The 12,612-nt window shown below is 68.0% G+C and carries 13 protein-coding genes; 6 read left to right on the forward strand and 7 right to left on the reverse strand.

Going from position 1 to position 12,612, the window contains the following annotated elements; genetic code table 11:
* Positions 1-124: 124 nt before the first annotated feature.
* Complete coding sequence (locus tag ACFLIT_RS09355; RefSeq protein WP_479910950.1) at positions 125-322, reverse strand: twin transmembrane helix small protein; 198 nt, start codon at positions 320-322, stop codon at positions 125-127.
* A gap of 383 nt (positions 323-705) precedes the next feature.
* Here ACFLIT_RS09355 and ACFLIT_RS09360 point away from each other — a divergent pair, with 383 nt between their 5' ends.
* Positions 706-1,356, forward strand: coding sequence for a TetR/AcrR family transcriptional regulator (locus ACFLIT_RS09360; protein WP_479910951.1), 651 nt, complete (start codon positions 706-708; stop codon positions 1,354-1,356).
* 125 nt (positions 1,357-1,481) lie between these two features.
* Here ACFLIT_RS09360 and ACFLIT_RS09365 read toward each other — a convergent pair whose 3' ends face one another.
* Complete coding sequence (locus tag ACFLIT_RS09365) at positions 1,482-2,591, reverse strand: aromatic ring-hydroxylating oxygenase subunit alpha (protein WP_479910952.1); 1,110 nt, start codon at positions 2,589-2,591, stop codon at positions 1,482-1,484.
* 107 nt (positions 2,592-2,698) lie between these two features.
* Here ACFLIT_RS09365 and ACFLIT_RS09370 point away from each other — a divergent pair, with 107 nt between their 5' ends.
* Together ACFLIT_RS09370 and ACFLIT_RS09375 are read left to right on the forward strand one after the other, a co-directional pair.
* Positions 2,699-3,418 carry an extensin-like domain-containing protein gene (locus tag ACFLIT_RS09370; RefSeq protein ID WP_479910953.1) on the forward strand — a complete coding sequence of 240 codons (720 nt, stop codon included), beginning with the start codon at positions 2,699-2,701 and terminating at the stop codon, positions 3,416-3,418.
* A 41-nt stretch (positions 3,419-3,459) separates the two neighbouring features.
* Positions 3,460-4,635 (forward strand): MFS transporter, encoded by a 1,176-nt coding sequence (locus ACFLIT_RS09375; RefSeq protein ID WP_479910954.1) that lies wholly within the window; start codon positions 3,460-3,462, stop codon positions 4,633-4,635.
* 25 nt (positions 4,636-4,660) lie between these two features.
* On the opposite strand, the gene ACFLIT_RS09380 is transcribed toward ACFLIT_RS09375, so the two are convergent.
* From ACFLIT_RS09380 to ACFLIT_RS09390, 3 genes are all read right to left on the reverse strand, one after another.
* A complete protein-coding gene (locus tag ACFLIT_RS09380; protein ID WP_479910955.1) occupies positions 4,661-4,879 on the reverse strand; it encodes a hypothetical protein in 219 nt (72 codons plus the stop codon).
* Between the two features lie 247 nt (positions 4,880-5,126).
* Positions 5,127-5,555 (reverse strand): hypothetical protein, encoded by a 429-nt coding sequence (locus ACFLIT_RS09385; protein WP_479910956.1) that lies wholly within the window; start codon positions 5,553-5,555, stop codon positions 5,127-5,129.
* Between the two features lie 260 nt (positions 5,556-5,815).
* Entirely contained in the window at positions 5,816-7,321 is a 1,506-nt protein-coding gene (locus ACFLIT_RS09390; RefSeq protein WP_479910957.1) for a malonate--CoA ligase, read from the reverse strand.
* A 122-nt stretch (positions 7,322-7,443) separates the two neighbouring features.
* Between ACFLIT_RS09390 and ACFLIT_RS09395 the strand changes: the two genes are divergently transcribed.
* From ACFLIT_RS09395 to ACFLIT_RS09405, 3 genes are read left to right on the forward strand one after another with little or no spacing between them, the layout of a single operon-like run.
* Positions 7,444-8,778 (forward strand): SLC13 family permease, encoded by a 1,335-nt coding sequence (locus tag ACFLIT_RS09395; RefSeq protein ID WP_479910958.1) that lies wholly within the window; start codon positions 7,444-7,446, stop codon positions 8,776-8,778.
* A gap of 51 nt (positions 8,779-8,829) precedes the next feature.
* On the forward strand, positions 8,830-9,075 hold the full coding sequence (locus ACFLIT_RS09400; protein ID WP_479910959.1) for a type II toxin-antitoxin system ParD family antitoxin: 246 nt from the start codon (positions 8,830-8,832) through the stop codon (positions 9,073-9,075).
* Positions 9,072-9,383, forward strand: coding sequence for a type II toxin-antitoxin system RelE/ParE family toxin (locus ACFLIT_RS09405; RefSeq protein WP_479910960.1), 312 nt, complete (start codon positions 9,072-9,074; stop codon positions 9,381-9,383). The genes ACFLIT_RS09400 and ACFLIT_RS09405 overlap by 4 nt, the downstream gene beginning before the upstream one ends.
* A gap of 66 nt (positions 9,384-9,449) precedes the next feature.
* Here the strand turns inward: ACFLIT_RS09405 and typA are convergent, their stop codons facing one another.
* Positions 9,450-11,279 carry a translational GTPase TypA gene (gene typA, locus ACFLIT_RS09410; RefSeq protein ID WP_479910961.1) on the reverse strand — a complete coding sequence of 610 codons (1,830 nt, stop codon included), beginning with the start codon at positions 11,277-11,279 and terminating at the stop codon, positions 9,450-9,452.
* A 240-nt stretch (positions 11,280-11,519) separates the two neighbouring features.
* Complete coding sequence (gene leuB / locus ACFLIT_RS09415) at positions 11,520-12,572, reverse strand: 3-isopropylmalate dehydrogenase (RefSeq protein WP_479910962.1); 1,053 nt, start codon at positions 12,570-12,572, stop codon at positions 11,520-11,522.
* Between the last annotated feature and the right edge of the window lie 40 nt (positions 12,573-12,612).

The following is a 12,612-nucleotide window of genomic DNA, read 5'->3' on the forward strand; positions in this document are numbered from 1 at the left end:
CCGGGCTCCTTCACCGGCCTCGATACACCGGGCGGGGCGCCCCGGAATCTGCCGGAAGACTGAATTTCAACTGCTTAGCGCCCGTTTAATGCGCACAATCGCACGGAGCTTTGCCCAGCAAGACCTAATGACTCCGCCACCAGAACGCTGCAACCAGGATGATTACTGCTACAGCTTGCAATGCAACTCTGAGACGCATTAGCTTGTTCGAATTGGAGCGACCGAAGTCGCCTCCGCGGAACAGCGCATACAGGCCGACAAACAGCGTCACGGTCACCGCGAGCAGCGAGGCTGGGATGAGGATTTTGAACAGCGTGTCCATCACCGCACTCTACGCAGTTTGAAAGATGGGCGCCATGGAAAGGCCTCGAAGCTGCGCTATATCATATCGGCGCTTGGGGTTGGTTAGGCGTTGTCCGAACCGACTTCGAGGCGTATGCGCCCCGACGGGCGTCTTTCATAATTCGCTCGGCGCACCATCTGATTGTGCGCACGACCAATTAGTTTCGGTGCGCGCTGCGCCCCGTCTCGCCGGACAGGATCGACACCTCACCGCGGGTCGTCCGGCGTATCTTAAACAGCGGGGAGGCAGGAGAGACCCTTGGCTTCGAGCTCCCCCTCGGCGCCGTTCGTATTTCTTTCCCTCGTTCGGAAAGCTCAGACGGCTCCCACTTCATTCACCGCCACGCGAGGCTTCGCCCGTCGATGATCGCTGAATCGAAGTCCGATTACCCGACCTCCGCCGCCGCCCCCGCGAAACGCGGCGTCCGCGCCCAGGCCAAGCAGCGCACCCGCGAGCGCGTGCTGGCCGCGGCCCGCGGCCTGTTCACAGAGCTGGGCTACGAGGGCGCCACCATCCGCCACATCGCCCAGGCGGCCGGCATGTCGACCGGCGCGGTGTTCGCCAGCTTCCCCGACAAGGACGCCTTGTTCGAGGAGATCATCCTCAGCGACGACGCCAAGGCCATCGAGGCCATGCGCGCCGCGACCGCCAAGGCGGCGAACGTCGAGGACGCCCTGCTCGGCGCCTTCGCGGTGTCGTACGACTACCATCTGCAGCAGTTGCCGCTGCTGCAGGCGCGCATCGGCTGTTCGTGGACCCGCAGCCCGGAAACCGAGATGCGTATGCGTGAGGCGCGCGCGCCGATCCGCCAGGTGGTGCTCGACGCCCTGGCCGAAGGCATCCGCCGCGGCCAGCTGTCGTCGAAGATCGACACGCCGCTGGTCGCCCAGATGCTGCAGGATATCGCGACGGCCAACTACCGCTTCGCCATCTACGACGGCTGGGGCGCGGAAGAGCTGGAGAAGCGGATGGGCGACCAGATTCGCCTGCTGCTTTCCGGCATCAAGGCGTAAAAACCCGCTCATCCCGGCGAAGGCCGGGACCCAAGCTGAGGTTCTGGGAAGAACACGACGGCGGAGCGGCATGGCGCCGCCCAACATCTTGGACCCCGGCCTTCGCCGGGGAGAGCGGTGGTGCTTTAAGACCGCCACCTGAGCGTCGCCGCTTCCACCGGGTTGTTGAACGGCCGGCCTTCGCGCCGGCTGTTGGCCCATTCGCGCTTGAGCTGCTGGTACCATTTGGCCTGGCGGTCGGCGTCGTCGATCCAGATCAGCGCCGGGTCGTACTTCAGCCCCTCGTTCTGCAGGTTCACCATGCCGGCGTCCTGCCGCAGGAAGGCGCGCGCGCCGGCCTGAATGAAGGGCTTGATGAAGGCGAACACCGGATGGTCGGACCAGATCAGCTGGGTGATCCGGGTGTTCTTGTCGTCGATGGGCGTCAGGCAGGTGAGCGCCAGCACCTGGCGCTTGCCGATGACGATGTGCTCCCAGCGCAGGCCCGGCAGGCGGAAGGTGATCTCGGTGAGCGGCTCGCCGCCGAGGATGGCGTAGGCGCGGCTATTCTTCGAGGGCTGGTGGCGGACCATGGCGAAGCCGGCCTCGCGCGGCTCGAACTTCTTCGACTTCTCGTGCTGCGAATGGGACGAGCGCCACCACCACTGGGCGTGGACGTAGGGGCCGTGGGCCGGGTCCATCAGACCGACCACGGCATGGTCGATGTGGGATTCGAAGACCATGCGGTCGACCAGCTTGGGCGCGCCGCCCACCACCCCGGGGAAGGTCGGCGGCGGCTCCGGCGGATCGCCGGCGAAGCGCGGGTCGGACGAGACCCAGACGAACACCATCCCCTGGCTTTCCGCCGCGGGATAACGGCGCACGCGAATGCGGCCGACGTCCATGTCCTGATCGTCGACCAGGGACGGCACGGTCATGCAGACGCCGTCGGTGCGGAAGCGCCAGCCGTGATAGGGGCACTCCACGCGCTCGTCGCCGTTGGGCTCGCGCACCAGCTTGCCGGCCGACAGCGGCGCGGCGCGGTGGGGGCAGATGTCGCGCATGGCGAAGACCTGGCCCTTGCGGTCGCGGCCGAGCAGCACCGGTTCGCCGAGCAGTTCCCAGCGCTTGAGCTTGGCGGTGACCTCGCGGGCGAGCGCGACGAAATACCAGGCGTCGAGAACGAACCCCTGGCCGAACTTCTGCGGCGGGGCCTTCTCAGGCTTCGGAATGGTCGCGGCGTCGCCTTCGGGCATGCACCCTAGATAGCGAGTCGCCGCGCGGCCGTCACTTCAGGGCTGAACCGGAGTTGCGCCTGGGCCGTTGGCCTGCGGTGATCCTACCGCCCTTCTTCAAGCGAATGATGCGCCGACCTTCGCCTGAGACGATGGGGCTGGCGGAGGCCGCGGTCTTCGTCCTCGACGTCGCCTTCATGGCGATGATGCTGGCCTTCGCGGTCGACCGCTACGCGCCGCCGCAGGACCTGGCGTGGAAGCCATTCTCGCTCGACGAGCCGCTGGGGTTGGCGACGGCCGCCAAGCTGGCCCGGGTGCGGGACGATCCCGCCGCCTGTCGCGCGGCCCTGACCGACGGCGGCGTGACGTTCCGGGAGGCGGAGCGACGCGAGACGGGCTTTTGTTCGACGGCCAATACGGTGCGTCTTGGCGCAGGCTCGCGCCTCGCCCCCGCCGGCCCGACCATGACCTGTCCGCTCGCCCTCACCTACGCCCTGTGGTCGCGGCAGGTGGCCCAGCCGGCGGCGCGCGCCCTGCTCGAGGCCGAGATCGTCACGGTCGATCACTTCGGGACCTACGCCTGCCGCACGATCTATGGCCGCGCGGGCGCGCGGCCGAGCCAGCACGCCACCGCCGGCGCCCTCGATGTCGCCGGCTTCCATCTGTCGGACGGCCGCCGGATCACCGTGGCGCGGAACTTCCGCGATCCCGGCCCCGAGGGCCGCTTTCTGCGCGCCGCGCGTGGCGGGGCCTGCCGCCTGTTCGGCGCGACCCTGAGCCCCGACTACAACGCCGCCCACGCCGACCACCTGCACCTGGACATGAGTCGTTACAGCCTCTGCCGCTGAAGCTTGTGGACTTTGCGCGCCCCATCGGCGAGGAGGCGCGAATGACTCGCAATTCCATCCCGCGCACCGTCTGGGTCCTCGGCTTCGTCAGCCTGCTGATGGATGTCTCGTCGGAGATGATCCAGACGCTGCTGCCGATCTACATGGTGGTGAGCCTGGGCGCCTCGGCGGCGCTGATCGGGCTGGTGGAGGGGTTCTCGGCGGCGGTCGCCACGGCGGTGAAGTTCGGCGCGGGGTTCGTATCGGACCGGGTCTCGCGCCCGAAATGGCTGGCGGTCGCCGGCTACGGCCTGGCGGCGCTGTCGAAGCCGATCTTTCCCCTGGCCGCCTCGGTGGAAGGGGTGCTGATCGCCAAGGGCGTCGACCGCATCGGCAAGGGCGTCCGCACCGCGCCGCGCGACGCCCTGGTGGCGGCGGTGACGCCGAAGGAGATTCGGGGCCGCGCCTACGGCCTGCGCAAATCGCTCGACACCGTCGGCGGCTTCGTGGGGCCGCTGCTGGCGATCGGGCTGATGGCCCTGCTGGCGGACGACATCAAACAGGTGTTCTGGCTGGCCTCGATCCCGGCGTTCGCCGCCATCGCCCTGCTGGTGTTCGGGGTCTCCGACCCGCCCCGCGGCGAGGACGCGGGCAAGACGCCGCCGTCGCTGAAGGGCGCCATTAAACTCGACGCCGCGACCTGGACGATGATCGTGCTGACGGCGGTGATCGGCCTGGCCCGCTTCAGCGAGTCCTTTCTGGTGATGAAGGGTCTGGATGTCGGGGTGCCCGAGACCTACGCCCCGGCGGCGATCATCCTGCTGCACGTCGTCTTCGGCCTGGCCGCCTTCCCGGTGGGGGCCTTGTCCGACCGCATCGGCCGCAGTTCGTTGCTGCTGGTCAGCCTGGTGTTCCTGGCGGCGGCCGACGTGGTGCTGGCGGCCTCGAGCGCCCCGATCGCCTATTACGTCGGCGTCGCCCTGTGGGGCCTGCACATGGGCTTCTCGCAGGGCCTGCTGATGACCCTGATCGCCGACGCCGCGCCGGCGCATCTGCGCGGCTCCGCCTTCGGCCTGTTCAGCCTGATCTCGGGCCTGATCGCCCTGGTCGGGAACATCGCCGCCGGCCTTCTGTGGGACAGCTACGGGCCGCAGGCGACCTTCGCGGTCGGGGCCGCGTTGAGCGTCCTCTGCGCCGGCGGGGTCGCCGGATGGATGGCGCGCCGTCGCCGGGCCTAGCCGCCCCGGCGCGGCGCCTGACGCCCTACCCGCCCGCTCGCCGCAGCGGCGGGCTGTGCAGTTCATGCAGCGTCGGCTCCGATTGCCCATGGTACGAACCGATGGTCCGCGTGGGCTGGGCCAGCGCCGCCAGCGCGACAGGGCCGGGGGCGTGCGCATGGGCTTCAAGACGGTCGCACATCTCGACCATGCGCTTGCAGTCCGCCCCGTCCGAGCGGCCGCCGGCGGCAAAGCCGTGGGCCAACATTCGCAGAATTGTGGAGATCTCACCGATCGATACGGGGACCGCAGTCATCAACAAACGTTCCGCGGCGCTATACTTCGAATTCGAGCTGGCTCGTGGATCACTCTCCAATGATTGCCAAATCGTAAATGCGGCGTTAATATTGTTTAACATGGCACGCCCCTCCCGAGTTCTTGCCTCGACGCGGAAAGTGTTCCAGCAAATTGTAACTTTCTTCTATAGGTTGCGCCCAAATTGGGTCACACCGCTATGCGTGTGACGCTCCATCGTCCAGCTCGTCGAACTGGCTTATGCGACGCGGCGCGGCCTGAAATTCCGCGACGATGCCGCGGCAGAATTCGAGGTTGCGATCCTTGTGAATGGCGTCGCTTGGGATCCGGAAGCCGTCCGGGCCTTCGATGATCTTTCCGGCCGCCGCGAGCTCCCTCAACTTCCTGCGGACGGTCTCGCGCGGCATGGCCAGGGATTCCGCCACGGCGCGGGCGCTGATGTGGCGCTGCAGCCCCTCCGGCAACGGCCCCGCCCCCATGTCCCGCAGCAATTGCTTGTCGCGCAAAGTCCAGCCGGCGCTGGCGCTGACGACACTCAGAAAGACCGCGACCTTCTCGAAGTCGTCCTGCGGGTAGCACTCGCGCATGTGCGACATCAGGCGGAGGAGCGATTGGATCGCGGCCACCCCCTTGGCGCGGTCGCTGGGACGCACCGGCGCCTGAACGGGACCATGACTTTCAACCATACCACGACACCCGATCTGGACCGTTGTCGACGGGGACGAAGTCATCCGCAGGACAAATCGAAGTCGAAATGGCGCTCAGCACACACAGCCCAGGCTTGGTCACTGGGGGCAAGCCAAGCCGATTCGGCGCGAACCCCGCAAGCCCTCGCCCCTGGCGCGATTTGTCGCACGCCCCGGCGGCGTGGGAAGCCGGCCACGGCCTAGTCGTAAAGGCCCTTGTAACGCTCGCGCAGGGCGGCCTTCTGGACCTTGCCCATGGTGTTGCGCGGCAGGTCGTCGACGAAGATCACGCGCTTGGGGCGTTTGAAGCCCGCGAGGCGCCCGGCCAGGGTCTTGAGCAGGGCCGCCTCCTCCAGCCGGGCGCCCGGCGCGACGGCGACGACGGCGGTGACGCCCTCGCCGAGGTCGGGGTGCGGCAGGCCGATGACGGCGGACTCGATGACGCCGTCGAGCGCGTCGATCTCGCCCTCGACCTCCTTCGGATAGACATTGAAGCCGCCTGAGATGATCAGGTCCTTGCCGCGGCCGACGATCTGCACGTAACCCGCATCGTCGATGATCCCGAGATCGCCGGTGACGAAGTAGCCGTCGGCGCGGAACTCGGCGGCGGTCTTCTCGGGCATGCGCCAGTAGCCGGCGAAGACGTTGGGGCCCTTCACCTCGATCATGCCGATCTCGCCTCGCGGCATGGGGCGACCGGTCTCGGGGTCGGTGATGCGCAGGGAAACGTCGGGCAGCGGCGGGCCGACCGTGCCGGCGACGCGGGCGCCGTCATAGGGATTGGAGGTGTTCATCCCGGTCTCGGTCATGCCGTAGCGCTCGAGGATGGCCGTGCCAGTGGCGGCGGACCACTGGTGGTGGGTCTCGGCCAGCAGGGGCGCGGAGCCGGAGACGAACAGGCGACAGTTGCTGACCCTGTCCGCGGTCAGCCGCTCGTCCTGCAGAAGCCGGACGTAGAAGGTCGGCACGCCCATCATCACCGTGGCCTCGGGCAGAAGGCGGAGGATGGCCTCGGGGTCGAACTTCGGCAGGTAGATCAGCGAGGCGCCAGCCATCAGCGGCACGTTGAGCGCCACGAACAGGCCGTGGATGTGGAAGATCGGCAGGGCGTGCAGCAGAACGTCGTCTTCGGTGAAGCGCCAGGCCTCGACCAGGGTGCGGGCGTTGGACGCCAGGTTGGCGTGGGTGAGCATCGCCCCCTTCGAGCGGCCGGTGGTGCCCGAGGTGTAGAGGATGGCGGCGAGGTCCGAAGCCTCGCGGGCGACGGTGCGGAAGCTCGGCGACTGGTCGGCGGCGAGATCGGCCAGGCTGCCCTGGCCCAGCGCGTCGAGCGTGACGACCTCGGCGCCGGCGCCGAGGCCGAGAACGCCCTCGCGCATCCGGGGATCGCAGACGATCACGGCCGGCTCGGCGTCGCCGATGAAGTAGGCCAGCTCGTTGAGGGTATAGGCGGTGTTGAGCGGCAGGTAGACGGCGCCGGCGCGCAGGCAGCCGAGATAGAGCAGCACCGTCTCCGGGCTCTTGTCGATCTGCACCGCCACCCGGTCGCCCGGCTTCACGCCGAGGAGGACGAGGGCGTTGGCGAAGCGCGCCGAGCCCGCCTCAAGGTCGCCGTAGGTCAGGCTGCGGCCGTCGGGAGTGCGCAGGAACACCTTGCCGTCGTCGGGAGCGGCCTGGCGGAAGAGGGCGTAGAGATTGTCGGACATCGCGGCCCCCGTCGTGAACTGCGCGGATTTGCTATGGCGCGCGCTGTTGCGTCAATCGCCGCACACTGCGTAGCGTGGCCGCAAAGGTCGCGAACACAGCGGCCGGGTCAGGGGCGGGACGCTTGAACATCCAGATTCTTTCCGTCGTCGCTCTGGTGGTGGTGTTCCTGCTGGCGACGGTGCTGCCGCTGAACATGGGCGCCCTGGCCCTGGCGGCGACCTTCTTCGTGGGCGTGCTGGGCCTCGGCCTGACCACCAAGCAGATCTTCGCGGGTTTTCCGGGCGACCTGTTCGTGACCCTGGTGGGCGTGACCTACCTGTTCGCCATCGCCCAGAAGAACGGCACGGTCGACTGGCTGGTGGAGCGCGCGGTGCGGCTGGTGCGCGGCCATGTGGTGGCCATTCCGTGGGTGATGTTCCTGATCGCCGCGGCCCTGACCGCGTTCGGGGCGCTGGGGCCGGCGGCGGTGGCCATCCTGGCGCCGGTCGCCCTCACCTTCGCGGCCCAGTACCGGATCAACCCCGTGATGATGGGGCTGATGGTGATCCACGGCGCCCAGGCGGGCGGCTTCTCGCCGATCAGCGTCTATGGCGGCATCGTCAACGGCCTGGTCGCCAAGGCTGGGCTGGCTTCCGGCGCGACACAGATCTTCCTGGCCAGCTTCGCGTTCAATCTGGCCATCGCCGCGCTGCTGTTCGTGATCTTCGGCGGGCTGAAGCTGCACAATCCGAAGGGCGCGGCGCCGGCGACCGAGCCGCATCCCGACCTCGCCTCGCGCTCGCTGAGCGGCCACGGCGGCACGCCGGCCACCGCGAGCGTGACCCACCCCGCCGAGGCGGCGCCGGACGGCCGCACGCCGCTTGATCTGCACCGCGCCGTCACCCTGGCGGGCCTGACCGCCCTCGGCGTCGGCGCCATCGCTTTCAACCTCAACGTCGGGCTGTTGGCGATGGTGGTGGCGGTGGCGCTTTCGCTGCTGTCGCCCAAGGGGCAGAAAGGAGCCATCGACAAGGTCAGTTGGTCGACCGTGCTGTTGATCTGCGGCGTGGTGACCTACGTCGAGGTGATGCAGACCGCCGGGGCGGTGACCAGCGTCGGCCAAGGCATCTCCAGCATTGGCTCGCCCCTGCTGGCGGCCCTGATGCTGTGCTTCACCGGGGCCATCGTCTCGGCCTTCGCGTCCTCGACCGCTCTGCTGGGCATGGTGATCCCGCTGGCCATGCCGTTCCTGATGCAAGGCCGGGTCAGCGCGGTCGGCGTGATCGCCGCCATCGCCATCTGCACCACCATCGTGGACACCAGCCCTTTCTCGACCAACGGCGCCCTGGTGGTGGCCAACGCCCCCGAGGCCGACCGCGAGCGGGTGCTGCGGCTGCTGCTGATCTACAGCGGGGTGATCGTGGCCGTGGGGCCGATCGTGGCCTGGCTGGTGCTGGTGGTTCCGGGGGGGGTGTGAGGGGTTGATAATAGTTATCGGCGGGCGCAGATTTTTAGCTGGAGGTGCTCCATGGCCAGTAGCGTCGATCTGGGCAACCAACTTGAAGGCGTCGTAACCGACCTTGTGAAGTCGGGCCGCTACAATTCACGCAGCGAAGTGATGCGTGAAGGGGTTCGGCTCGTGCAAGAACGCGAAGCCCGACTGGCCGCGTTGGACGCATCGATCCAGCGTGGCTTAGCAGATGGCGAGGCCGGACGGATATTCGAAATGGACGACATCGCCGCCGAGTTTCGCGCGCTCTATCCTGATCGATGAGGGTGGTCTGGGCCGCCGAGGCGCGGTCGGATCTGAGGCGGATCACGTCCTACGTCGCGCAGGAAAGTCCCATCGCGGCCGGCCGTCTGGTCGATAGGATATTGGCTGGCGCCGAAACTCTTGGTCAGACGCCTTACGCCTTCGCCCGCGTCAGTCGCTATCCGGCACAGGACCTTCGTCGGCGTGTCGTCGGCTCATACGCCATCTTCTACGCCGTGGAGCCGACCAGGGTGCTCATCGTCCATATCCTGCATGGAGCACAGAACTACGAAGCCCTGCTCTTCCCTGGCGGCGAACCCAACGGCTAGCGGCCAAACGAGAAAGGGCCCCGCCTTGCGGCGGAGCCCCCTCAGATTTCGGCGATCCCGAAAGACCTAGTCTTCCTTGGCGCGGCGCTTGCGGAACGACGGGTTCAGGACCTGCTTGCGCAGGCGGATCGACTTCGGGGTGACTTCCACCAGCTCGTCTTCCTCGATGTAGGCGATGGCCTGTTCGAGCGTCGGGCGGCGCGGCGGGGTCAGGCGCACGGCTTCGTCCTTGCCCGAGGCGCGGACGTTGGTCAGCTGCTTGGCCTTCATCGGATTGACGTCGAGGTCGTCGGCGCGGCTGTTCTCGCCGATGATCATGCCCTGGTAGGTCTTCTCGCCGGCGCCGACGAACATCACCCCGCGCTCCTCGAGGTTCCACAGGGCGTAGGCGGCGGTCTCGCCGTCGGAGTTCGAAACCAGCACGCCCTTCTGACGGCCTTCGATGGCGCCCTTGTGCGGCTCGTAGTGGCTGAACACGCGGTTGAGCACGCCCGAGCCGCGGGTGTCGGTGAGGAACTCGCCCTGGTAGCCGATCAGCGAGCGCGACGGCGACAGGAGGTTGATTCGGGTCTTGCCGGCGCCCGACGGCCCCATGTCCTTCAGCTCGGCCTTACGCATCGAGAGCTTCTCGATGACGATGCCCGAGAACTCGTCGTCGACGTCGATGACGACTTCCTCGATCGGCTCCATGCGCTCGCCGTTCTCGCCGGTCTGGTAGACCACGCGCGGACGCGAGATCGAGACCTCGAAGCCTTCGCGGCGCATGTTCTCGATCAGCACGCCGAGCTGCAGTTCGCCGCGGCCGGCGACTTCATAGGCGTCGCTGTCCTTGTTCTCGGTGATGCGGATTGCGACGTTGGACTCGGCTTCCTTGAGCAGGCGGTCGCGGATCACGCGGCTCTGCACCTTGTCGCCTTCGCGGCCGGCCAGGGGGCTGTCGTTGACGCCCACGGTCATCGAGATGGTCGGCGGGTCGATCGGTTGGGCGGGCAGCGCCTCGGTGACTTCCATGGCGCACAGGGTGTCGGCCACGGTGGCCTTGCTCATGCCGGCGATGGCGACGATGTCGCCCGCCTCGGCGAAGTCGACCGGCTGGCGCTTCAGGCCGCGGAAGGCCAGCACCTTGGTGATGCGGCCGCGCTCGATTTCCTTGCCGTCACGGTCAAGGGCGTGGATCGCCATGCCGGGGACGGCCTTGCCGCTTTCCAGGCGCCCGGTCAGCAGGCGCCCCAGGAACGGGTCGCTTTCGATCAGCACGTTGAGAATCTGGAACGGCTGGTCGACCTTGGCTTCCTGCTTCGGCGGCGGCACGTGGTCGACGATCAGGTCGAACAGCGGGGCAAGATTGTCGTTCGGTTGGTTGAGGTCGAGCGTCGCCCAGCCGGCGCGGCCCGAAGCGTAGATGTGCGGGAAGTCCAGCTGTTCGTCGGTCGCGCCGATGGCGGCGAACAGGTCGAAGGCTTCGTTGTGCACGCGGTCCGGGTCGGCGTGGGCGCGGTCGACCTTGTTGATGCAGAGGATCGGGCGCAGGCCCATCTTCAGCGCCTTGGTCAGCACGAACTTGGTCTGCGGCATGACGCCTTCCTCGGCGTCGACCAGCAGCACGCAGCCGTCCACCATGCCGAGGATACGCTCCACCTCTCCGCCGAAGTCGGCGTGGCCGGGGGTGTCGATGATATTGATGCGGGTCTCGCCGGCCTTGCCGTTCCAGAGCACGGAGGTGCACTTGGCCAGGATGGTGATGCCGCGCTCCCGCTCCTGATCGTTGGAGTCCATGGCGCGCTCGGTCGTCGCCTCGTTGGTTCGGAACACGCCGGACTGGGCGAGGAGCTGGTCGACGAGGGTGGTCTTACCGTGGTCGACGTGGGCGATGATGGCGACGTTGCGCATGGACATTGGGTGCGGACTTCGGATTCTTGGCTTTTTCGGGAGGCGGGGGGCTTCTACGCGAGACCACGCCAAAACGCCACCCCACCATGTTGCGGTGCGGTGAAGCAGGGGACGGAGCGCATCCGAAGAACCTTCGTCATGCTGAGCTGCGCGCCGCGCAAGTCGAAGCACGCAGGGCGGCGCTGCGGTGCGTCCTTCGACTGGTCCGCATGGGCGGACCGCTCAGGATGACGAGGGCAATACGCTCTACAACGCCGCGATCACCGCGTCGCCCATCTGGGCCGTGCCGAGCACGCCGCCGAGGTCGCGGGTGCGGGCGCCGCCGTCGAGCGCCGCTTTCACGGCGGCCAGCAGCTTGTCGGCCTCCTCGACGCGGCCGAGCGACCAGCGCAGGGCCATCTCGAACGATAGGATGGCGGCCAGCGGATTGGCCACGCCCTGGCCGGCGATATCCGGCGCGGAGCCGTGGATCGGCTCGTAGAGGCCCGGCGCGCCCGGGGCGCCGAGGGCGGCCGACGGCAGCATGCCGAGCGAGCCGGTGAGCATGGCGGCGGCGTCCGACAGGATGTCGCCGAACAGGTTGTCGGTGACGATGACGTCAAACTGCTTGGGCGCGCGGACCAGCTGCATGGCGCAGTTGTCGGCCAGGATGTGCTCCAGCTGCACGTCGGCGTATTCGCGCTTGTGCAGGTCGGTGACGACCTCCCGCCAGAACAGGCCGCTTTCCATGACGTTCGACTTCTCGGCCGAGGCGACGCGGTTGGTGCGGCCGCGCGCCAGCTCGAAGGCGACACGGGCGACGCGCTCGATCTCGCTGGTGGTGTAGGTCTGGGTGTCGAAGCCGCGACGCTCGCCGCTGGGCAGGGTCTCGATGCCGCGCGGCTCGCCGAAGTAGACGCCGCTCGTCAGCTCGCGGACGATCATGATGTCGAGGCCGGCGACCAGCTCGGGCTTCAGGCTCGAGGCGCTGGCGAGCGCATCGAAGCAATAGGCCGGGCGCAGGTTGGCGAAGACGTCCATCACCTTGCGCAGGGTCAGGAGCCCGGCTTCCGGGCGCTTGTCGCGGGCGACGCCGGCCCACTGCGGGCCGCCGACCGCGCCCATCAGCACGGCGTCGGCGGCGAGGGCCGCATCGCGGGTGTCGTCGGGCAGCGGCGTGCCGAGCGCGTCATAGGCCGCGCCGCCGTAGATCGCCTCGTCGATGGTCAGGTTCGGGGTCAGGGCCGCGGCGACCTTGCGCACTTCGGCGCAGACCTCGGGGCCGATCCCGTCGCCGGGCAGCAGGAGAAGCGTGGACATTGTTGTGTTCCTCAGAGCGTCACCCTCGTCCTTCGACAAG

It is taken from the genome of Caulobacter sp. HJHS_5, assembly GCF_056683955.1.